The organism is Sediminibacterium sp., assembly GCF_051861365.1.
Taxonomy (GTDB): Bacteria; Bacteroidota; Bacteroidia; order Chitinophagales; family Chitinophagaceae; genus Sediminibacterium.
This window is the reverse complement of the sequence record NZ_JBHYCW010000004.1, coordinates 1-22,437: the sequence shown is the minus strand read 5'-3', so window position 1 is coordinate 22,437 and position 22,437 is coordinate 1. Positions and strand designations below refer to the sequence as shown.

24 protein-coding genes are annotated in these 22,437 nt (G+C 39.2%); 16 read left to right on the top strand and 8 right to left on the bottom strand.

Features of this window, described 5'->3' with window-relative positions; genetic code table 11:
• Positions 1-48: 48 nt before the first annotated feature.
• The gene (locus ACTIEV_RS02530; protein ID WP_439515989.1) at positions 49-303 is read left to right on the top strand and encodes a hypothetical protein; all 255 of its coding nucleotides are present in this window, start codon (positions 49-51) and stop codon (positions 301-303) included.
• Here the strand turns inward: ACTIEV_RS02530 and ACTIEV_RS02525 are convergent.
• Positions 300-1,049: an FkbM family methyltransferase gene (locus ACTIEV_RS02525; protein ID WP_439515988.1), complete on the bottom strand. Its 750-nt coding sequence runs from the start codon at positions 1,047-1,049 to the stop codon at positions 300-302. The two genes, ACTIEV_RS02530 and ACTIEV_RS02525, sit on opposite strands and share 4 nt — an antisense overlap.
• A gap of 127 nt (positions 1,050-1,176) precedes the next feature.
• Between ACTIEV_RS02525 and ACTIEV_RS02520 the strand changes: the two genes are divergently transcribed.
• Both ACTIEV_RS02520 and ACTIEV_RS02515 read left to right on the top strand, forming a co-directional pair.
• The gene (locus tag ACTIEV_RS02520; RefSeq protein WP_439515987.1) at positions 1,177-2,055 is read left to right on the top strand and encodes a glycosyltransferase family 2 protein; all 879 of its coding nucleotides are present in this window, start codon (positions 1,177-1,179) and stop codon (positions 2,053-2,055) included.
• A 17-nt stretch (positions 2,056-2,072) separates the two neighbouring features.
• Positions 2,073-2,969 (top strand): glycosyltransferase family 2 protein, encoded by an 897-nt coding sequence (locus tag ACTIEV_RS02515; protein WP_439515986.1) that lies wholly within the window; start codon positions 2,073-2,075, stop codon positions 2,967-2,969.
• On the opposite strand, the gene ACTIEV_RS02510 is transcribed toward ACTIEV_RS02515, so the two are convergent.
• Together ACTIEV_RS02510 and meaB are read right to left on the bottom strand one after the other, a co-directional pair.
• Complete coding sequence (locus ACTIEV_RS02510) at positions 2,966-3,889, bottom strand: glycosyltransferase family 2 protein (protein ID WP_439515985.1); 924 nt, start codon at positions 3,887-3,889, stop codon at positions 2,966-2,968. The genes ACTIEV_RS02515 and ACTIEV_RS02510 overlap by 4 nt on opposite strands.
• A gap of 9 nt (positions 3,890-3,898) precedes the next feature.
• Positions 3,899-4,804: a methylmalonyl Co-A mutase-associated GTPase MeaB gene (gene meaB, locus ACTIEV_RS02505; protein ID WP_439515984.1), complete on the bottom strand. Its 906-nt coding sequence runs from the start codon at positions 4,802-4,804 to the stop codon at positions 3,899-3,901.
• An 84-nt stretch (positions 4,805-4,888) separates the two neighbouring features.
• Here meaB and ACTIEV_RS02500 point away from each other — a divergent pair, with 84 nt between their 5' ends.
• On the top strand, positions 4,889-6,115 hold the full coding sequence (locus ACTIEV_RS02500) for an O-antigen ligase family protein (protein WP_439515983.1): 1,227 nt from the start codon (positions 4,889-4,891) through the stop codon (positions 6,113-6,115).
• Here the strand turns inward: ACTIEV_RS02500 and ACTIEV_RS02495 are convergent.
• A complete protein-coding gene (locus ACTIEV_RS02495) occupies positions 6,075-6,947 on the bottom strand; it encodes a glycosyltransferase family 2 protein (RefSeq protein ID WP_439515982.1) in 873 nt (290 codons plus the stop codon). The two genes, ACTIEV_RS02500 and ACTIEV_RS02495, sit on opposite strands and share 41 nt — an antisense overlap.
• A 134-nt stretch (positions 6,948-7,081) precedes the next feature.
• On the opposite strand from ACTIEV_RS02495, the gene ACTIEV_RS02490 reads away from it, so the two are divergent.
• The 6 genes from ACTIEV_RS02490 to ACTIEV_RS02465 all read left to right on the top strand — a co-directional run bounded on the left by ACTIEV_RS02490 (position 7,082) and on the right by ACTIEV_RS02465 (position 12,577).
• The gene (locus tag ACTIEV_RS02490; protein WP_439515981.1) at positions 7,082-7,723 is read left to right on the top strand and encodes an LON peptidase substrate-binding domain-containing protein; all 642 of its coding nucleotides are present in this window, start codon (positions 7,082-7,084) and stop codon (positions 7,721-7,723) included.
• An 8-nt stretch (positions 7,724-7,731) separates the two neighbouring features.
• The gene (locus ACTIEV_RS02485; RefSeq protein ID WP_439515980.1) at positions 7,732-8,466 is read left to right on the top strand and encodes a type III pantothenate kinase; all 735 of its coding nucleotides are present in this window, start codon (positions 7,732-7,734) and stop codon (positions 8,464-8,466) included.
• Complete coding sequence (locus tag ACTIEV_RS02480) at positions 8,432-9,805, top strand: hypothetical protein (RefSeq protein WP_322195511.1); 1,374 nt, start codon at positions 8,432-8,434, stop codon at positions 9,803-9,805. Before ACTIEV_RS02485 ends, ACTIEV_RS02480 begins: the two co-directional genes overlap by 35 nt.
• A complete protein-coding gene (lptC, locus tag ACTIEV_RS02475) occupies positions 9,798-10,388 on the top strand; it encodes an LPS export ABC transporter periplasmic protein LptC (RefSeq protein WP_322195510.1) in 591 nt (196 codons plus the stop codon). The genes ACTIEV_RS02480 and lptC overlap by 8 nt, the downstream gene beginning before the upstream one ends.
• Positions 10,389-10,502: 114 nt before the next feature.
• A complete protein-coding gene (locus tag ACTIEV_RS02470) occupies positions 10,503-10,946 on the top strand; it encodes a hypothetical protein (protein WP_322195508.1) in 444 nt (147 codons plus the stop codon).
• Positions 10,947-11,098: 152 nt separating this feature from the next.
• Positions 11,099-12,577, top strand: coding sequence for a Gfo/Idh/MocA family protein (locus tag ACTIEV_RS02465; RefSeq protein ID WP_322195507.1), 1,479 nt, complete (start codon positions 11,099-11,101; stop codon positions 12,575-12,577).
• Positions 12,578-12,667: 90 nt separating this feature from the next.
• Here the strand turns inward: ACTIEV_RS02465 and ACTIEV_RS02460 are convergent, their stop codons facing one another.
• The 4 genes from ACTIEV_RS02460 to ACTIEV_RS02445 all read right to left on the bottom strand — a co-directional run bounded on the left by ACTIEV_RS02460 (position 12,668) and on the right by ACTIEV_RS02445 (position 16,981).
• Positions 12,668-13,540 carry a sugar phosphate isomerase/epimerase family protein gene (locus tag ACTIEV_RS02460; protein ID WP_322195506.1) on the bottom strand — a complete coding sequence of 291 codons (873 nt, stop codon included), beginning with the start codon at positions 13,538-13,540 and terminating at the stop codon, positions 12,668-12,670.
• A gap of 120 nt (positions 13,541-13,660) precedes the next feature.
• Entirely contained in the window at positions 13,661-14,227 is a 567-nt protein-coding gene (locus ACTIEV_RS02455) for a gluconate 2-dehydrogenase subunit 3 family protein (RefSeq protein WP_178888352.1), read from the bottom strand.
• 79 nt (positions 14,228-14,306) lie between these two features.
• Positions 14,307-15,986, bottom strand: a complete 1,680-nt coding sequence (locus ACTIEV_RS02450) for a GMC oxidoreductase (RefSeq protein ID WP_439515979.1) — start codon at positions 15,984-15,986, stop codon at positions 14,307-14,309.
• Between the two features lie 110 nt (positions 15,987-16,096).
• Positions 16,097-16,981, bottom strand: a complete 885-nt coding sequence (locus ACTIEV_RS02445; protein WP_322195505.1) for a hydroxypyruvate isomerase family protein — start codon at positions 16,979-16,981, stop codon at positions 16,097-16,099.
• 355 nt (positions 16,982-17,336) lie between these two features.
• Between ACTIEV_RS02445 and ACTIEV_RS02440 the strand changes: the two genes are divergently transcribed.
• The 6 genes from ACTIEV_RS02440 to tadA all read left to right on the top strand — a co-directional run bounded on the left by ACTIEV_RS02440 (position 17,337) and on the right by tadA (position 22,185).
• A complete protein-coding gene (locus ACTIEV_RS02440; protein ID WP_322195504.1) occupies positions 17,337-18,503 on the top strand; it encodes a Gfo/Idh/MocA family protein in 1,167 nt (388 codons plus the stop codon).
• Positions 18,504-18,608: 105 nt separating this feature from the next.
• Positions 18,609-19,667 carry a sugar phosphate isomerase/epimerase family protein gene (locus ACTIEV_RS02435; protein ID WP_322195503.1) on the top strand — a complete coding sequence of 353 codons (1,059 nt, stop codon included), beginning with the start codon at positions 18,609-18,611 and terminating at the stop codon, positions 19,665-19,667.
• A 67-nt stretch (positions 19,668-19,734) separates the two neighbouring features.
• Positions 19,735-20,178, top strand: a complete 444-nt coding sequence (locus ACTIEV_RS02430) for a c-type cytochrome (protein ID WP_439515978.1) — start codon at positions 19,735-19,737, stop codon at positions 20,176-20,178.
• A gap of 2 nt (positions 20,179-20,180) precedes the next feature.
• Complete coding sequence (locus tag ACTIEV_RS02425; protein WP_322195501.1) at positions 20,181-20,909, top strand: 3-keto-disaccharide hydrolase; 729 nt, start codon at positions 20,181-20,183, stop codon at positions 20,907-20,909.
• Between the two features lie 81 nt (positions 20,910-20,990).
• Entirely contained in the window at positions 20,991-21,596 is a 606-nt protein-coding gene (locus tag ACTIEV_RS02420) for a YdeI/OmpD-associated family protein (RefSeq protein WP_322195500.1), read from the top strand.
• Between the two features lie 139 nt (positions 21,597-21,735).
• Entirely contained in the window at positions 21,736-22,185 is a 450-nt protein-coding gene (tadA, locus tag ACTIEV_RS02415) for a tRNA adenosine(34) deaminase TadA (RefSeq protein ID WP_439515977.1), read from the top strand.
• Positions 22,186-22,437: the final 252 nt, after the last annotated feature.

Genomic DNA, 22,437 nt, shown 5'->3' with positions numbered 1-22,437 from the left:
TCACTTTTGACTTTCAACTTATCCCTACCTTTGCATAAACTTTCCGGTATGAAACAGCAGGGATGGAAAATGATCGTTTTTTTGGTTGTATTGGTGCTAATCAGTCAGTTGGTAGACGCGCAATGTTCTATTTGCACAAAAACTGCTTCACAATTGGGTGAAGGTCCGGCCAAAGCCCTTAACTCGGCCATTATTTATTTGGCATTTGCTCCTATTGCAATAATGGGTTTCATTGGTTTTCGTTGGTGGAAAAGAGAACAGGAAGTAATGAAAAATGAGAAACAAACTTCTACTAAAGACTAAGGCATCTCTACCAGATCTTCATTTATAAATACCAAGTTTTCATCGGAGATAGAAAAAGAAAAGTTGTATTTGCTAGTGGCCGCAAATACAGCTTTGGAACATCCTTTTTTCATTTGATCATGTAACTCTATCACAATTGCTTTTGTTAAAGGCAGCCAATGCTCATAGTTGCTTTCAAATACTTCCTTTTCAGAACCCTCTATATCAATTTTTAATAGATCAATATGGTTCCATCCTTGCTCACGCATAATAGTACTAATACAAATAGCGGAAATTGAATTTGGATCATTGGGGGATGTTTCCTGAACCATAAAGGAGTTTTTTATTGCTCCATGATCAACTATAATTAAATGAACATCTTTATTCCACAAGCCTTTAAGCAAAGGCTTTACATTAGGATAAGGTTCAATGTTTTTCGACAAAATTTCAAAATTTTCTTTACTTGGTTCAACTGCTACAATTGAGCAATTAGAATATTTTTGCGAAAAATAAACAGAAGCCAAACCGATATTAGCTCCCGCATCTATTACATATTGTACTTCAAAGGGGAAATTAATGTTATACTGATTTCTTAAAAAGACCTGATCGAAAGTAAAATAGTCGGTTGTTTGGGGTCGCAAATAAAAAGGACCTTTATATTTTGAAGCACTTAATACTCCGTAAGGCTTTAGTTTAACCCTTATATAAAGTTTGATTGCATCAATTAACCCGAATGCTTTAGTCATTTTTTTGAAACGAGATGACATAAATACCTATTATAATGATTATACAATAATGCAAAGTACAACATAGCATCTTGATCTTTCAGTATTTGGTTAAATTAAACATTATAGCTTATTTTGTTATCAATCTTATAGCCGTCAGGCATCAATAATGACACAGCAACCCGCAATAGTTAGTATTGTTATTCCGTGTTATAACCATGGGCAATATCTTCAAGAAGCATTGGATAGTATAGATTACAGTAAAATCAACTACAGTGTTGAAATTATTATAGTTGATGACGGATCTTCAGATCATGAAACACTTCAAAAACTAGAGAGTCTAAAGCAATTAAATTATAGGGTTATTCATCAAACGAATGGAGGACCTGGCAAGGCTCGCAACACCGGAATAAATGTTGCAGTTGGAAAGTACATTCTACCATTAGATGCTGATAATAAAATAGATCCTAATTACATCAATAAAGCCATCCCTTTATTAGAAAAAAATCAGGCCGACATTGTATATGCTGCTCCAGAATTTTTTGGAGATACTTCAATTAAGAAGCGTCAATTTAAAGTTCGTCCATTTGATGATTTAGGGCTTGTTACAGGAAATTGTGCAGACGGTTGTGCCATATATAGAAAAGAGGTATGGGAAAAAAATGGCGGCTATGATGAAGCTATGCCTTATTATGGATTTGAAGATTGGGAATTTTGGATCAATGCGTCAAAGAATAACTTTACCTTTCATTTCATCAATGAGAAGTTATTTTTTTATCGTATTATAGGTAATTCAATGATTGCGCAATTCGACAACAACGAAAGAAATGTTTTAATTCATCGCTACTTAGCAAAAAAGCATTCTGATTTTTTTTTGGAGAAACTAGTAAAAATTACCTACATAAGAGAACGATACTTCTATGATCTATTGCGCTTTCCAATAACACCCATTGTCTATTTACTATACTGGTTAGGAATACTTGAAAACACAACATTAAGGGCAAAAAAGAAATATGCTCACTATGAAGTCAATAAAAAAATAGTTTGATAAAATAGTAGCAGCAAATGGTAATTGAAAAAAAACATTTAAATAAAAGTGATCATAAAGAAGAATACATATTCTCTATTATGATACCTAGTTGGAATAATTTAACTTACCTGCAGCTTTGCATAAACAGCATTCGGAAAAACTCCTATTACCCACATCAACTCATTGTTCATATAAATGAGGGATCTGATGGAACTTTAGAATGGATTCAATCACAACCCGATATCAGTTATTCATACAGCCCTGTAAATGTAGGTGTTTGTTATGCACTGAATAGCTGTAGAACATTGGCTGTAACAGATTATCTATTGTATATCAATGATGACATGTATGTATGTCCCAACTGGGATAAGCCTATGTTGGATGAAATAAAAAAAATTGGGCACAAATATTTTTTCCTTTCAGCCACTGCCATCGAAATCAAAGCCCAGAGCAGCTGTTCTATTCAGAAAAATTTTGGAACATCCATTGATCAATTTCAAGAAGAAACACTCATTAAAGAATTCGCCACTATCCCATTTCACGACTGGCAGGGTGCTACCTGGCCCCCCAACGTTGTGCACAAAGATATATGGGACTTGGTGGGAGGCTATAGCGTAGAATTCAGTCCGGGTATGTATTCCGACCCCGATTTCTCCATGAAACTTTGGCAAGCAGGTATCCGTCTGTTTAAAGGATTGGAAAAAAGCCGGGTATATCACTTCGGATCCATTTCTGTTAAACGGGTAAAACGTAATAAAGGTTATTATACATTTATTGCTAAGTGGGGTATGACTTCCGGTACCTTATCAAAATATTATTTAAGAAGGGGTGATAAGTTTGACGGACTGCTTTCAGAACAAAAGATTCCCAAACATATACATCTTAAGAACTTCTTCAAACGCTTTTGGAATGCAGTTCTTCAAAATGGTTAAGCATCTATTTTAAAGAACATTTTGATACAAAATAAGATCTTCATAAATGATGATTTCTTTTTGTACGCTAATATAATATGCCTGTATTTGAAAAAAGTACGCATTCGTTTCCATCTACTCCCAACATCTGTTTTTCGATAAGTGATAGCGAGTATTTCAAGCACCTTTTTTTGATGAGGTAATGATGCCGGACATTTCTCAAACAGCATTTGCATTCTTTTTCTGGCAATCTCTATTCTCGTATTTTTAGTTGGCTTCTCTTTTCCTTGCTGTCGGGTATTGGCTCCAATAGCATTGTCTGTGTGTTGTCTGTATTGAACCAAAACTTCATTTACATATTGGATACCGCCATAACAGGATGCTACAAATCCAAGCCAAAAATCATGGGTTACGATGGTTGGAAAGGGTGCACATTTTTCAATCAGCTCCTTTCTGAATAACATGGCATGTCCCGGAGCCCAAGCACCAATGGTATACATGAGACAGTTATCATAAGTAAGCTGATTTTTGATATCAGACATTTTTTTGAGTAACGACTCCCCCTTTTCATTTATTAGCATTGAATCACTGTATACAGCGATATTATCTTGCATGTGCGAAAGCAATGTTTCAAGTTTATGAGGCAGCCAAATATCATCTTGATCACTGAGTGCCACCAATGAACAAGTAGCATTCAACATGCCTTTTTCAAAGCTTTTGATGTATCCGATATTCTTTTCATTGATGAGTAAACGGATTCGATCATCATGCGCATAGGTTTTGATGATAGCAACCGTATTATCAGTAGATCCATCATCAACGATGAGAATTTCTTTTGGAGCAATGGTTTGTTGAAGTATACTGTTTAACTGCTGTCTGAGATATTTTTCTCCATTATAAGTAGCCATCACGACTGAAATATCAGATGCAGTAAAAGACATAGGATAGTATTACTGTTGTATATAAGAATGAATAAAGCTAAAAAGGTTAAATGTTCCTTTCGATCGTAATGATGCGATCTTGTCTTTTAAAGCCTGCTTATTGATATCTTTCATGCGATGTTGCTGAATTAATTTCCATGCTCTTTCTGTTAGCAACCAATCTTTTCTTTCAGAATGATGCACTTCCTGCTGGTGTTGCTCAATGGCAGTAGCAAGTTCTACTAAGCCTGTTTTATCTGTTGCGATTGTTTTGATGACAGGTATAGCTGTTGTTGTTTGATGAAAAGCAGGGGCTAACATCATTCGTAAATTGCGTACAAAAGTATCCGCCTCGGGACGGTCACTCTTATTCACAACAAAAATATCAGCGATCTCCATTAAGCCGGCTTTCATGGTTTGTACTTCATCCCCTGCCTCGGGAACCACTACCACAACAGTAGTATCTGCTAAGCCTGCAATCTCAATCTCACTTTGTCCAACTCCTACTGTTTCAACAATGATGTGGTCAAAACCTGTTGCTTGCATTAGTGCGGTGATCTCAATAATATGAGGATGCAATCCTCCCAAAGATCCTCTGGTAGCCAACGATCTGATAAATACATTGGGGTGATTGTACCAATCACTCATCCGTATCCGATCTCCTAAAACCGCTCCCAAATTGAAAGGAGAAGAAGGGTCTATACACAATACACCAACTTTTTTACCCGCAGTCACCCACTGCTGTATCAATGCATCTACCAATGTGCTCTTACCGGCTCCCGGTGGACCTGTAATGCCTGTAACGGCAGCATGTCCAACAGGTAATTGCCCCAGAAATTGTTCATACCCTTCCACTTCATTCTCTACCAATGAAATGCTTCTGGCCAATGCTTTTGGTTCAGATAATGCTATTTGTTGTAATAATTGATCCCACATATTGTGATCGGTAGCTTAAATTTAAGTTTACTATTGCAAAAGAAAGTATTTGCTTCCAGAGTATCACCCATTCGTTGATATATCATGAAAAAAGCATGGCTACCTGTTCTACTGATGATCATCTCCCTTGCAGGGTTGTTATGGAGCCGCGCTGTCCTGTCTTTATCCGCAGCTTTATGGATGATATGGCTGTTTACCCATTCTAGAAAAGACCTTGCTCAGAAAGAAAATAAGTCATTACTGATCTGGGGAATAGCTCCTGTATGCATTGCACTATTGGGCTGCTGGCAGAATGGTTTTAACAAAGAAGACCTTGATCATTTACTTACTTTAAGTACTTACATCGTTGCTTCGTTTGCCGGTTCCCTGATTGCGGCAAAACAGCATCAAAGCGCATTGTTGAAATATTGGGTTTGGATAAGTCTGATCGCGTTGAGTTATTCGCTTTTCTGGTACATTACTCATTATCAGGAAGCCCTTATCAGGTATGGTTCAGGACAAACAGTAGCGGTTTGGATGGATCATGATCATGTTCGTTTTGGAATGTTTGTAGCAATCTCTTGCTGTATCAGTTTTGTTTTATACATAGATCAAAAAGTAATGAGGCTGATCAGTTTGTTTTTACTGCTTGCGATTTTACTACTTGCTATTCGTACAGCATGGATCATGATACTGGTCATGATCTTTGTCACTGCCCTGTTTATTTTGATAAATGGTACCCGAGTGCAAAAGAAAGGATTGATCATTGGAATACTAGTAATACTGGTAATGGTCGCTATTACTTATCAGCTATCACCGAGCATACAACAAAAGCTTGCCTATACATTATACGACTGGCAACAGTTTGAAGACGGGAAAGTCAATCCAACTTTATCTGACGCCACCAGAAGAGTAATCAATGGTGAAGCTTGGCAACTGATCCAATCCGGACAAAATAACATAGGGTGGTCTGCTATTGATGATGTGATCAGAAAAAGTATTCAAGCAAGTTATCCTGAACAAACATTCGATTTTGGATGGCCATTTAATCAATGGTTGTTTTGGTGGATGGGAAGCGGTATTATAGGGTTAGTATTATTCAGTACATGGCTTATCTATCCGCTGATTCGAGGTATTCAAAAAAGAAATATGGCATTGAGTGCTGTATCGGCAGCCATCATAGTATCTTGTTTGGTAGAAACCAATCTTGCATACCAATACAGTGTATGGATGCATGCATGGATCATAGCTTTGTTTTGGAATTATCCAACTGGTTTTCTTCGAGAACCGACTACTTCAAAATCCTGTAATTACGAAAATCAAAAGGCCTGATACCTGTCCACTTTTCAAAGTAATAAAGTAAGCTATCTTTTAACGAAAACTTCTTTTTACTGATATCGAGTTCTACATTCCAATTTTGTCTGGCGATTCTTTCATGCATAACAGCCGGGTGTGTACCCGTAAATTTTTGCAAAGAATCGAATTCATCATAGTTCCAGAAGTCAGGGGACTTCATCCATTCTTCGAGCTTTTGATCAGAATGCCAGAGCTTAGTAAAATTTTTTACTTTTTTCATCATCTGCTCCGGACTCTTTACCCAACCATAATGATATACATAAGCATCCACTGGTTTCACCCATAGTTTTCTTTCACCTACTCTAAAGCCTTGAGCATCTTTATAAGAACTAATTTTTTTATCGTTACGAATAATTCTTACTTCATGATCATACCATTTTCTACTATCGCCTACATAATCATAGGTTCCATAAAAGTGTAGATATTTAAATACCAATCCTTCTACGCGTTGATCATCTTTGTATTGTAAACAAGTCTTACGGATAGTATCATGGTATTGCTCGTGTACCGCTTCATCACCCTGTATATAAAATGCCCAGTCGCTTTCAGGATCAATCAATTGAAAAGCTTTATTGGTCTCTACAGCCAATACAGTACCACCTGTACGTAAATTTTTATCCCAAACGGAATGATGGATTTTAATCTTTGGATCATTTATAGACTGCATGAGCGCAAGGGTAGCATCATCAGAATCGCCAATCAGAATAATCATTTCATCTACCACCGGTAAAATAGAACGGATCGCTTCTACGATCGGATAATCATTCAATACTGCATTCTTGATAATAGTAAACCCTGAAATCTTCATAACACAAAGTAAAGATGAAATAAATGATACAAGAAAGCAAAACACAAGTATTCAAGAAAACAAGGTTATGAATCTTTAGACGCTATTTGTCGGATAACGGCTATTTTCCTTATTTCGTAGTGTATTGAAATACTATGACCAATTTTATTCCCATTTTTCCATTAGGTGTCGTTGTTTTCCCGGGTGAGCAATTAAACCTCCACATTTTTGAACCTCGATATAAACAATTGATCCATGATTGTTTTAGTGAAAATCGATCCTTTGGTATCCCCATTGTACTGAAGAACAATGTTTCTGAGATGGGCACATTGGTTACCATCACTGAAATTGTTCAAGTGCATGAAGACGGAAAAATGGATATCCGTACACGTGGAGAAAAAGTATTCCGGATGTTGGAACTCGTGAAAACCATCCCCGAAAAACTCTACAGTGGTGCTATTGTTCATTATCCCGATAATGATGAAAGACAAAATAGTAAACTCGCTGCGCAAGTAATAGCAGGTATTCGAGAGCTACACAAACTCATTCAGGTGAGTAAAGATTTTAAAAAACCGGATGATGAATTGTGCAGTTATGATCTGGCACATCATGCCGGACTTTCACTCGAGGAAGAATATGAGTTATTGGGGTTGTTGCATGAATCACAGCGACTAGAATACCTGAAACAACATTTATCAAAAGTATTACCTGTTGTAGCCGGAATGGAATCTTTAAAAGAACGCATACAACTCAATGGTCATTTTAGAGAACTGAAAGGCTTTAACTTTGACCTATAAACCCATCTATGTATACCAGCTTATGTTTTGATTTTGGCAATACTCGTTTGAAGTGCGCTGTATTTGAGGGCAAAGAACTCAAAGAAGTACTGGTGCTGGAAAATGATGATACGGCTACAGTGTCAGCTATTCTGGATCAGTATCAGCCAAAAAAAGCCATCCTTTCTTCTGTCATCAACCATAATGTTGGCTTAGAAACATTACTGACCGAAAGAACAGGCTTTCATAAACTCGGACATACCAGCAAACTGCCTTTCACTACGCCAGTAGGTAAGCCCGAAACAATCGGTGCAGATAGATTGGCCATTTGTGCTGCAGCTGTGTACCTTTTCCCCCATAAGCATAACTTGGCTATTGGACTGGGTACCTGTATCACCTATAATTATATCAATAAATCACACGAGTTTTTGGGTGGGGGCATTTCGCCGGGTATGACCATGCGTTTCAGAGCTATGCATGAACAAACCGCCTTATTACCTATGGTTGAACCTGATCATCACTTCCCTTTGATCGGTTTTGACACCAAAACCAATCTCCAAAGTGGTGTCATCATGGGAATGACCAAGGAAATTGATGGAATTATTGACGCTTATGCATTGAAATTCAACAACTTTAACGTGCTATTAACCGGGGGGGATATGGCTTTTTTTGTACCACATCTAAAAAACAGGATATTTGCCGACCCTTATCTAATTTTTAAAGGCCTGTATGCGATTTGTGAGCACAACATTACTGAGATTTAGTTTAACCATTCTGATCACCGGATTTACCCTGCTTCAAACGAACGCTCAGGAGAATTCACCCTTCACTCGTTATGGACTGGGCGAAAGCTTCAACAGTTTACATTCGATCAGCCGGGCTATGGGCGGACTAAGCGCTGCTTATTCTGATGGTATCAATAATAATGTGGGTCAGGCGGTGAATTTTATGAACCCCGCTACTTATTCTAATTATTTCATGGTATCCTATGATATCGGATTAACCATCGATACCAGAAATCTAAGAAGTGAAAATCCATCCGGTAAGTTCCGATCTAATTATTTCTATCCGTCTTATCTGGCAGTAGGTATGCCATTAAAAAGAACCAAAGGCTTGGGTATGGCATTTGGTATCAGACCTGTTACTCGTATCAACTACTCTGTTGTGAACAGAGAAAGAGTAGCTGGTGATAGTCTTGCCACTATTTATGAAGGATCAGGGGGATTGAATCAAGCTTTTCTAGGAATTGGTAAAAAATGGAAAAATCTCAGTATTGGTTTTAATACCGGTTTCAATTTTGGGAGAAGAGAAATCTCTACCAAAAAGATTTTCCTGAGTGATACCGCTTTCTTTTTCCAGTCGAATTCATCTACCATCACTACTTTCAACAAGGTTTTTTTGAATACAGGTTTTCAATATGAATTCTTGTTGAAGAAGAAAGTAGATCAGAAAACAAATGTTACCAATAGTTATTTCGTAAGATTAGGGGGTACTTATTCCCTCAATCAAAATATGTCCGCTTCGCAGGATCAAAAAAGAGAAACTTATACCGAATCTGTAGCCGGTGATATTACGATTGATACGGTTTCAGTTATCAATAATATTAAAGGCACTATTGTGCTACCATCCACTTATGCTGCGGGTATCACTTTTCATAAAACATCCAGCAATAACCGCGGTACTTTTCAAATGTGGTCAATTGGTGCAGAGTATACCACCACACAATGGAGCAAGTATCGTTTTTACAATCAGCCTGATCAGCTAGTAAACAGCTGGCAATTAAAAGTAGGTGCTCAACTGGCTCCAGATCCATTGAATGGTAGAAATTACTGGAGTAATGTGAATTATCGTGTGGGTGCTTTTATTGGTAAGGATTATATCGATCCTGATGGCAATGGTCTTAAAACATCAGGCTTTTCATTGGGTGCGGGATTCCCCATTAAAAAATGGAATAATTATGATCGTCAATTTACCATCCTGAATACTGCTTTACAATTTGGGAAGCGTGGTACAGGCGTAAATAATATCACTGAAAGTTATGCTCAGTTTACTTTGGGCATGAGCTTAACTGATATTTGGTTCCAGAAACGTAGGTATGATTAATCATCATCAACATATTAAATACCTTCTCACAGCCTGCTTGTTGGGCTGTGTTTTTTTATTAGCCTGTGAAAATGATGTCAATGATGTAAAAGCTTTTGGAAAAAAACTACCCGGTATCGAAGAAGGAAAAAATATTGAAAGCTTTTTAAGTCAGAATGGAAAAATTGGCGCAAAGTTAACGGCACCTTTGCTTTTGCGCTATCAAGGTGATAGTGCCAGAAAAACAGAATTTCCCAATTCTTTGTTTGTAGAGTTTTATGATGACAGCATGAAAGTAGAAAGCAGGCTATCTGCTAAATATGGTCGTTACTTACAAAATGAAAGTAAAGTATACCTAAGAGATCAGGTGGTCATTTATAATGTAAAAGGAGACACGCTGTATTGCGATGAGTTGTTTTGGGATCAAAACCTCGCACAGTTTTATACTACAACCCCTGTTACACTGATTCAAAATTATCCTTACAAACAAAAGGGAAGATATGCGAATGGATTTCGCTCCAATCAAGACCTAACAGATATCACCTTTTTCAATATTCAACCCGGCAGCTTTGCCATTGTTCCAGATAGTACTTTCAATCAATAAAAATCAATTTTTATTTGATAGAGAGGCAACGTTTTACGTTTTATATACATCATTAGTCAAATGCGTCATCAAACGATGAAGCAACAGCTTATTTTTTGATGTAAATATTCGTCTATGCGACTCAGTAAAATCCAATTATCATTAGCACTTATTTTTTTGCTATCATGTAAAGCTTACAGACCCGTCACTTATTTGGTTTTCAATAATGAGAGTAAGGAAAAAATAGATTTCAGTATTGTAATGAACGATCGAGAGAAAAATAAGAGTCTCTCTCCCAGGCAATATCAGGCTAAACCCGGGTTGCAAGAGATACCTGTAACAGAATTTAAGAGAGGTATCTATGCGTTACAAATCAACACCCATAATGGACAACAATCCAAGTCATTACCCTTGCGATTGGATAGCGATAGATGGATAATGGTTACTTATATTCATGAAGATTCTTTGACTATACAGAAGAAGTTTGGATTTGTGGATACGGGTATGCTAAAGAAAGTTAGCGGGAAATATACCGGTATTGATATGTATATCGAAAACAGACGACCGCCTAATTTATAAATCCACCGCATTACGATGAATTGAGCCGATCATGCAGGGTCTTTTTTTACAAAAAAGCTGCTGAATGATCGGCTTAATCTTTTATACTTATCAATCAAAATAATTAAATAAATTCATAGTTCGATTGCTTATCCAACCAACAACTGATTTTTATGAAAAAAAACTCCAAAAAGAAACAACAAGACATTGTTGCACAGGATGATTCCAGAAGAAAATTTCTCAAAAATGGTTTAACCGCTTTAGCCGGGTTTTACATTGTTCCCCGCAGTGTACTGGGTCGCGGTTTTGTTGCGCCCAGTGACAAACTTCAAATTGCCGGTATTGGCGCAGGGGGTAAAGGTGAGAGTGATATTTATAGTTTTTTTAAGAGCGGAAAAGCAGATATCGCCTTTCTCTGTGATGTAGACAGCAGACAAACGGGTAAAAGTAGAGAGCGTTATCCAAATGCCAAAGTGTATGAAGACTACCGAGAAATGTTGGATAAGGAGCATAAAAATATAGATGCGGTATCTGTTTCCACTCCGGATCATATGCATGCTGTACAAGCCATGGCTGCTATGCAACTGGGTAAACATGTATATGTTCAGAAACCATTGACACACGATATCTATGAAGCACGTATGCTTACACAGGCAGCTCACCGTTATAAAGTGGTGACACAAATGGGTAACCAGGGCGCATCAGGCGATGGTGTTCGACAGTTGGTAGATTGGTACAATGCAGGCTTAATTGGTGATGTACATACCGTTTATTGTTACACAGACAGACCCGTATGGCCACAAGGTATCCAATGGTCAAAAAATACGTTACCGGTACCTAAAGAACTGAACTGGGACCTTTGGTTGGGTACAGCGCCATATAAGGATTATGTAGACAATCTCGTTCCATTCAACTGGCGTGGTTGGTGGGATTATGGTACCGGTGCTTTGGGTGATATGGCCTGTCATATTATGGCGCCTGCATTTGCTGTATTGGGACTTGGTTATCCTGAATCTGCAGAATGTAGCGTGGCAAAACGTTATGAAAGAAACTGGAACGCAGTATATGCACCTGAATGCGGACCTCTTGCTTCTCATATCATCTTAAAATTCAAAGGGCAGAATGGGAAACCTGATCTTACCATGCACTGGATGGATGGTGGTATTCAACCCGAACGTCCGGCAGAACTAGGACCCAATGAAATGATGGGCGATGGTGGTAATGGTACCATCTTCATCGGTACCAAAGGAAAGATGATGTGTGGCACTTATGGAGCGATTCCCAATTTATTGCCAACCAGCTTAACCAAGACCACACAAGTACCTCAAACCGTTGCCAGAGTTCCGAACGGCGATAATGGGCATTATGCCGCATGGGTAGAAGCTGCTATTGCCGGTTATGGCTCAGAAGCTGCCAAAAACCTGAGTTCTAATTTCGATGTAGCCGGACCACTTACTGAAAGTGTACTCATGGGCAACTTAGCCATTCGTAGTTATGACCTTCAGAAGAAAATGGAAAATGGACGTACCACATACCCAGGTCGTAACATTAGGTTAGTATGGGATGGTCCAAACATGAAGATCACCAATTTCGACGAAGCCAATCAGTTTGTGAGAAGACAGTATAGAGAGGGGTGGAGTTTGGGAGTGTAGGAAATATTGAATATTGAATAAAAAATGTCGAATGATGAAAGTTGTATTTACTTCATCATTCGACATTTTTTATTCAATATTCTTTATTCACTAGATTTCAAACTTACGCATATACCCTGCATTTGCCTTTGCACTATCCATTGGGTTGGTTCCGGTGAATGCTTCTTGTTCTACGATGAATGTTTTCATTCCGTATTTAGATCCTTCACTTAAAATCGATTTGAAATCAATGGTTCCTTTTCCAATCTGGCAAGATTCATTCCCTTTATCTGTTTTGGTCAGGTCTTTCACATGACACAAACGGAAACGATGCGGATATTTTTTGAACCATGCTTTAGGATCTTCTCCTGCAGCAACCACCCAATAAATATCCATTTCAAAATCCACCAAATCTTTATCTGTTCCTTCCATCATCACCACTTGCGGAATTTGTCCGTCAAGTACTTTAAAAGAATAGTCGTGATTATGATAAGCGAAACGAATACCATTCTTCTTAGCGATCTCACCACACTTATTGAATTCATCATTGAAGCGCTTGAAATCATCGATTGATTTCTGTGGACCTTTCCATGGACAGATCAAATATGACATGCCGATCTCAGCAGCTTCAGCAGCTTTTCTTTCAAAATCCACTGTATTGTTACAGTGAGAAGAAACGATCTTCATACCCAGATCATCCATGTATTTTTTGAATTCAGTATTCTTCATACCCCAAAAAAATCCTTTTGGACCTTCAAAGCTTTCGATCTGTTTATATCCATAGGAAGAAAGTTTGGCAAGCGTGTCTTTCGCATCAGCAAACAATGCTTCTTTCACAGTCCATAACTGAATTCCAAAAGAGCCAATAGGTTTATAAGGAGAAAGCGAGCTTAAAAAAGAAGACGATTTACCGGCAAAAGGCAAAGAAGCCGCCAGCGCCGCAAATCCCGTATTGCGAAGAAATTCTCTACGATTGGTTGACATGGTGAAAATTTTAAATGATGGAAAAGAAAAGTCAAAAATCAAAAGTAAAAAGTCAAAAGTGAAAAGAAGCTTGCACTATCATTTCTAACTTTTGACTTTTGAATTTTTACTTTTATTTAATTAAGTCGCCCAAGCTTTATCCCCCTTATTATAAGGAATACAGCCTTCATATTTACCCGGTACCGCTACATAGCGTAATGCTTTGGTAGCACCTACTTCTGAAGTAAAGAAGCCTAACAGTGTTAGCTCTTTCATCATTCGGAAATAATGATTCGGGTCTTCCGGTTTTTTATTCTGTTGGTATTCTTTGGCTTCTTTATCCAACGCCACCAATAATTCATGACGTTGTTCCGGTGTGCTTTCTATGAATGATTTACCATTCTTTTGCTGGCTGGCTTCATTCAGTTTCTTGATTCCTTCTTTGAAGATGGTTTGGTCTTTTGCTTCGTAACAATCTGCTACATACACAGACATAAATTCTCCCACTTTGGCTTCTTTAGCACCCGGGGTACTGGTAGCAGGTAAAATGGTTTCTCCTACTTCATTGAGGAAACTGATATCGTCGGGCGAAAAGCTAATACCACTTTCGCTTCCGCTGGATTTACAACCCATCAGGAAAGCACTGGAACCTATAATAGTTCCACCAAGCAGCAAGGCAACGCTGGAAAGGGCTTCTCTTCTATTCATGGTCTTTGTTTTTAGTGAGAAGTCAGTAGTGAGAAATGAGTAATACTTTTATTGACTACTCACTATTCACTACTCACTATTATAAATTTTGTTTCTTTAATTCAGACACTGCGTAATCGGCAGCTCTGGCTGTAAATGCCATATAGGTTAATGATGGATTTACACAAGCTCCGGAAGTCATGAAAGCGCCATCGGTTACAAATACGTTAGGTGCATCCCACACTTGGTTGTATTTGTTTACAACGGATGTTTTTGGATCATGTCCCATACGTGCTGTTCCCATTTCATGGATACCACGACCAAGTACGCCATTGCCTTCATATCCTCTTACATCTTTTACGCCGGCATTGGTCAACATTTCGATGGCATCTGCTTCCATATCTTTTCTCATCTTCAATTCATTTTCTTTCAACTCACAGTCAAAAGAAAGAACCGGAAGACCCCATTTATCTTTTACATTTTTATCCAGTGTAATCTTGTTGTTATGATCAGGTAATACTTCACCAAAACCCATCATACCAAAAGACCAGCCACCGGGTTCAGTAAGCGCATCTTTAAAATCTGCACCAATACTTAATTCAGCCACATCACGACCCCAACCTTGGCGAGAAGCACTTCCCTGATATCCGAACCCACGTAGGTAATCTCGCTTATCACCAAACAGGTTCTGATAACGAGGGATATAAATACCGTTGGCACGGCGACCAAAATAATATTTGTCTTCATAGCCCTCTACTCGTCCGCCTGCACCTACACCTAAGTGATGGTCCATCACATTATGTCCAAGTTCACCACTGCTGCTGCCCAAGCCATCAGGCCAGATATCTGTGGCAGAATTCATCAGGATCCATGCAGAGTTCAATGCAGAAGCATTCAGGAAAATGATCTTTGCCTTGTAAGTATAGGTCTGATTTGTTTCAGCATCCAATACTTCAACCCCCGTTGCACGCTTTTTATCTTTATCGTATAATACTTTAGTAACAATTGACCATGGACGCAACGTTAAGTTGCCCGTTTTCATGGCGGCGGGTAATGTTGAAGACTGTGTACTGAAATAAGCACCGAATGGACAACCCAACCAGCATTTGTTACGATACTGACAGCTGGTACGACCTTCATGCTCCTTAGTAAGGTTAGCAGTTCTGCCGATGATCATGGTACGCTGATTCTTATAATATTCTTTCAGTCGTTTTGCAAGATCTTTTTCTACGCAGTTGAGTTCCATTGGGGGAAGAAAATCGCTATCAGGAAGTTGTGGCAAATTTTCTTTGCTACCACTAATACCTGCAAAGCGTTCTACATAAGTATACCATTTCTCAATATCCTTATAACGAACCGGCCAATCAACGGCAATACCGTCTTTGGCATTGGCTTCAAAATCAAAATCACTCCAACGATAACTCTGGCGTCCCCACATCAGTGAACGTCCACCAACATGGTATCCTCGGAACCAGTCGAAACGTTTTACTTCGGTGTAAGGACTTTCCTTTTCATTCACCCAATAATCGAGATTGGTTTCATTCAAAGGATAATCGCGTTTCAACACAGGATAATCATTGATCATCTGTTGTGTTCTTCTACCGCGATGGGGATAGTCCCATGCTTCTTTGTTGGCGTTCACGTAATCTTTGATGTGCTCAATGTTACGTCCACGCTCGAGCATCAGTACTTTGAGCCCCTTTTCAGTAAGCTCTTTGGCAGCCCAGCCACCACTAATACCTGAGCCCACTACAATTGCGTCATAATTTTGATCGGCCATGGTCTTTTGTTTATGAAGGTTTGTTGTTTATTTTAGTTGATGGTCCATGGTCGATAGTCCATGGTGAAAATTTGCTTCCATGGACTATCGACCATGGACTATCAGCCACCTCACACATCACACAACTGCACTGCTTTTCTTAATGATCCTATCTTGTCATTTCCTGTTGGTATGAATTCCTGTGCTACATATTGTTTAAATCCGGTTTCTACAATGGCTTTCATGATGGCAGGATAATACAATTCCTGTGTTTCATCAATTTCATGTCTACCCGGAACCCCAGCTGTATGATAATGACCAAAATATTGATGATCTCTTTTAATGGTTCGAATGATATCTCCCTCATTGATCTGCATGTGATAGATATCATAAAGCAACTTAAAATTAGGAGAGCCCAAACGCTTACACAATTCAACACCCCAGGCAGAGCTATCACACATATAATCTTTATGATCAACTTTACTGTTGAAGAGTTCCATCTGAATCACCACACCCTTCTTTTCTGCCAATGACATGATCTTTTTCAATCCATCCACACAATTCTTCAATCCGGTTTCTTCATCCATACCATTTCTATTCCCACTAAAACAAATAAGGTTGGTATAACCGGCCTTGGATACCAGTTCAATATGTTCAGTATAATTCTTAACCAATACATCATGGTACTGCGGATCGTTCCAGCCTTTCACCAAGCCAATCTCGGCGCCATTACACATGGTTGAAATGAGGTTATGTTTTTTGAGAATGTCCCACTCTTTAGGTCCAACCAGATCTATACCCACCAATCCCATTTCTTTCACTATCACACATAACTGATCCAGTGGAATATCATTGTAACACCAGCGACAAACAGAATGATTGATATTGCCTTTGAGTGCCATAGACGAAGACTTTTTTTCTGCTTCTAATGCAAAAGAAGGCACAGATGTAGCAAGAAGTGCTGATCCGGCAAGCAATTGTTTGATCGTTTTTCTTCTGTTCTGATCTGTTCCCATAATCGTTTTTTCGCAGGTAATAAATATAGGAATTAGTGTTTAAACAATAGCTGTCGACAAAGAAAAAATGATTGTCGGTGGAATACCCTTGAATAGGGGTGAATAGATATGACTATAATGGCTTGCATAAGCGTTGGTATTGAGAATAGAAAACCCCACTAAATGTAATTTTTATTTTTTCAACCCCTACTAAAATGTTTAACGCATGACAAAGTATTAGATGATAAAACGAACAACTGTTCACTTTTATCTTTCTGTTTTACTCAGCAAAATTTCGTCCGCTTCTATTTTTTTAATAACCTTACATTTCTAAAATATTTCAGCGCTTAATAACCGAAACCAAAAACTAATTGACATGAATCGTAAACTCAGGATGGGTATGGTAGGTGGGGGTAAAGATGCTTTTATTGGTGCCATTCACCGCCTTGCCGCTAACATGGATGGACTGATTGAACTTTGTTGTGGAGCTCTCAGCATCAATCCCGAGATCGCGAAAGACTCTGGTCGCTCTTTGTTTTTACCGGAAGACCGGATCTATCTGACTTATGATGAGATGATCACTAAGGAAAGTCAGTTGCCCGCTGATCAGCGTATGGATTTTGTAACCATCGTTACACCCAATTTCGCACACTTTGCCCCGGCAATGATGGCATTGGAACATGGATTTCATGTTGTGATCGAAAAACCCATCACATTTACCCTTGATGAGGCGAAACAATTACACCAAAAAGTACAGGAAACAGGATTGATTCTTTGTTTGACTCATACTTATTCAGGATACCCAATGGTAAAACAAGCGCGTGCCATGGTAACGGGCGGTGCATTGGGTAAGATTAGAAAAGTGTGGGTGGAATATCCGCAAGGCTGGCTGAGCAAATTATCAGAAAGAGAAGGCAATGCACAGGCTGCCTGGAGAACAGACCCGAAAAAATCCGGTAAAGCAGGTGCTATGGGCGATATCGGTACCCATGCCGCACATTTAGCAGAATATGTAACCGGCTCACAGATCACCCATCTTTGTGCTGATTTGAATGCAATGGTTGAAGGACGTATACTCGATGATGATGGGAATGTTTTATTACGCATGAGCAATGGCGAAAGAGGTGTTCTCATGGCTTCACAAGTAGCCGCAGGCGAAGAAAATGCTTTGAAGATTCGTATCTATGGCGAAAAAGGTGGTATTGAATGGGCACAACATGAACCCAATACCTTAATTGTAAAATGGCTCGATCAACCTACACAAATTTTAAGAGCGGGCGGTAATTATGGTGATAGACTTAGCTCTTTTGCAACGTCTAATTGCAGAACACCGGGCGGACACCCCGAAGGTTATCTGGAAGCTTTCGCCAATATCTACCGAAATTTTGCACAAACATTGTCCGCAAGAATCGATGGCACCACCCCTACCCCCGAAATGTTGGACTTCCCCAATACCCAAGACGGATTAAGAGGCATGGCATTCATCGACAATGTAGTAGCGTCAGCCGCATCAACAGAAAAATGGACGGAATATAAGATATAAGGAAGTGAAAAGTGAAAGGTGAAAAGTCAAACGGTTTCACTTTTGACCTTTCACTTTTGACTTTTGACTTTTCACTTTTGACTTTTCACTTTTGACTTAACCATCATGACAACAATCAAAGGACCCGGTATATTTCTAGCACAATTCATGGGTGATCAGGCCCCATTCAATTCTTTGGACAGCATTTGTAAATGGGCTGCATCATTGGGTTTTACGGGGGTGCAAATTCCTTCCTGGGATGCCCGTTGCATCGATTTGCAAAAAGCAGCAGAAAGTAAAACCTATGCTGATGAGATTAAAGGTATTGTACAATCTGCCGGATTAGAGATCACGGAACTATCAACCCACTTGCAAGGCCAACTCGTAGCAGTACACCCTGCTTATGATGTATTGTTTGATGGCTTTGCTCCCGCATCCGTTCGCGGTAATGTCAAAGCCAGAACAGCGTGGGCTGTTGAACAATTAAAATATGCAGCCAAAGCATCTGCCAATCTGGGATTGAATGCTCATGCTACTTTTAGTGGTGCATTGTTATGGCATACCGTATATCCATGGCCACAACGTCCGGCCGGATTGGTTGAAACCGGATTTACAGAGCTTGCCAACAGATGGAACCCCATTCTGGATGTATTTGATGAGCAAGGTGTAGACCTCTGTTATGAAATACATCCCGGCGAAGATCTGCATGATGGCATCAGTTATGAAATGTTTTTGGAGAAAGTCAATCATCATCCAAGAGCTTGTTTATTATTTGATCCATCCCATTTCGTGTTACAATGTTTAGACTATCTCAGTTATATCGATCATTATCATGAACGAATTCGCATGTTTCATGTAAAAGATGCCGAATTTAATCCCAGCGGAAAACAAGGTGTTTATGGCGGATACCAAAACTGGATCGATCGTGCAGGAAGATTTCGTTCACTGGGAGATGGACAAGTAGATTTCAGTTCCATCTTTAGTAAGTTGGCTGCCTATGATTATAAAGGCTGGGCCGTGATGGAATGGGAATGTGCCATCAAACATCCGGAGACAGGTGCTGCAGAAGGTGCGCCCTTTATTAAAAAACACATCATCCGCGTAACCGACAAAGCTTTCGACGATTTTGCCGGCACCGGATCAGATGAAAACTTTAACCGAAGAATTCTGGGAATCAATGAATAACTTAGCAGGATAACAGATAGCTTATAGTTCATAGCGAATAGCAATAATTTTTTCCCAACTATACGCTATGAACTATAAGCTATCTGCTAACCTCACTCATCACCAAAACAAATACACCGTGAAAAAGTACTTAGTATCACTTTCCATGTTAGCAATTCTGGCTGCATGCGGAGGAAATGAAGAGAAAAAAGAAACAAGTAATGCTGCTACAACCACAACGGCAGCTGCAGACGACCTGAGCAGTAATCCTGATTATGTAAAAGGATTGGAACTGATAGGAAAATCAGATTGTTTGACTTGCCATAAAGTAAGTGATAACCTCATCGGTCCATCTTACAAACAGGTGGCAGAGAAATATGAAAATACAGAAGAGAATGTAACAATGCTTGCCGGAAAAATCATTAAAGGCGGACAGGGTGTTTGGGGTCAAGTGCCTATGACAGCACATCCTACCATCAGTGAAGATGACGCTAAAGCGATGGTAAAATATATCATGCTCTTAAAGAAATAATTATGATACAAACCTGGATCACCACTGCCTTGTTAAGCGCTATGTTATTTTGTGGCAGCACTTCCGAACATAATACTACCATGAATAGTGTTCAACAAAAAGAAGACTGGATATCCTTATTTGATGGAAAAACAACCAAGGGTTGGAAAACTTATGGCAAGGAGTCTATCGGACAAGCATGGAAAGTGGTAGATGGAACCCTACATTTAGACGCATCTGATAAAACAGACTGGCAGTCGAAAAGAGGGGGTGATATTATACACGAGATGGAACTGGAGAATTTTCATCTCAAGCTAGATTGGAAGATTGCTAAAAACGGAAATAGCGGCATTATTTTCTGGGTACAAAATGATCCTTCCAAATACAAATACGTTTGGTATACCGGACCGGAAATGCAGGTGCTGGACAATGATGGACATCCTGATGCAAAGATCGATAAACACCGTGCCGGTAATTTATATGATCTGATTGCTTCAACAGAAGGTGTCACCAAGCCCGTTGGCGAGTGGAATACTGCAGAGATCATTTGTAACAAAGGTAAATTAGAGTTCAAATTGAATGGCACTTCCATCTTATCAACTACCTATGGTGATGAGCAATGGAATAACTTAATTGCGAACAGTAAATTCAGATCCATGCCAGCTTTTGGTAAGAACTTCAAAGGGCATATCGCTTTACAAGATCATGGAGATAATGTGTGGTTTAAGAATATTGTTGTGAGGAAGCTTTGAGTTACAGGCTGCAAGCTTCAGGCTACAAGGGTTTATAAAACATCCGCTTTCTTTAGAGCGGATGTTTTTTTATATTAGCTCATGAACAAACCAGACCCGCGAATTGATGCTTATATCACAAAAGCGGCACCTTTTGCCCAGACTGTTTTACAACATATCCGAAAGCTGGTACATAAAGCTTGTCCGGATATCACCGAAACCATTAAATGGAGTTTCCCACATTTTGAATACAAAGGGGTAGTATGCAGCATGGCAGCTTTTAAACAACATTGTGCTTTTGGTTTCTGGAAAGCATCCATCATGAAAGACCCGAATAAGATCATGCAGATCAAAGACCGAGGTGCCATGGGACATTTTGATAGAATTACGACTGTTAAAGATCTTCCGGCAGATAAGATCATGATCGCATACATCAAAGAGGCGGTGCTGTTGAACGAAAACGGTATTAAGCTGCCCGCTAAAACAAAAACCACCCCAAAAGAGATCGTCGTTCCGGCAGATATCATTGCAGCATTAAAAAAAAATTCTAAAGCCAAAAAAGTCTTTGAAGCCTTTTCTCCATCACATAAAAAAGAATACATCGAATGGATTACTGAAGCCAAAACAGAACCCACCCGCATCAAACGTCTCAACACCATGCTCGAATGGCTGGAAGAAGGAAAAGACAGAAATTGGAAATACAAGTGAAATAGCGGATAGCGAAGGGCTGATCGCAGATGGCAGATATTAGATATGTTTCATTTTATACACTATTTTTACGCTAGTCCATGTACTATGGACTATGTCTAAAGACTATTGACTTTTCACCTTTCACTTTTCACCCCCCATGCTCTCCGAATCCCACGAATATTTCATGCAGCAAGCGCTTAAAGAAGCCCAATTGGCTTTTGATTCGGATGAAGTTCCGGTAGGTGCGGTGGTGGTCATGAACAATAAGATCATTGCGCGCGGACATAACCAGGTGGAATTACTCAACGATTCCACTGCGCATGCAGAGATCCTCGCACTCACTTCAGCCTACAGTAGCATGGGTAGTAAATATTTACCGGATGCAACCCTCTATGTTACCCTCGAACCTTGTTTGATGTGTTGTGGTGCCTTGTATTGGGGTAAGATCGGTCGCATTGTATATGGTGCCAGTGATGAAAAAAATGGATTCCATAAACACCTCATCGCCAATCACTCCCCCTTCCACCCCAAAACAGAAGTCATCAGCAGTGTTTTGAGAGATGAATGTGCATGGTTGATGAAGAATTTTTTTCAGCAGAAACGTTAAAAAGCTGCACGTTGCAAGCTACAAGCTGCAAGTAGCAGATTTGAGTGTCCGTATATAAAAAAGGTTGACCAAAAAAGGAGGTCAACGTTATGAAAAAGGGCAAGAAAATCGCACCGAAAAGGGTGTTTAGTGACGACTTTAAGAAGAGTGTTGTCAAAGAGTACGAATACGGTAAGTACACGGTATATGAATTGACACAGCTATATTCTGTGTGTAGTTCTGTTATTTACAGGTGGATTTATCGATATTCGG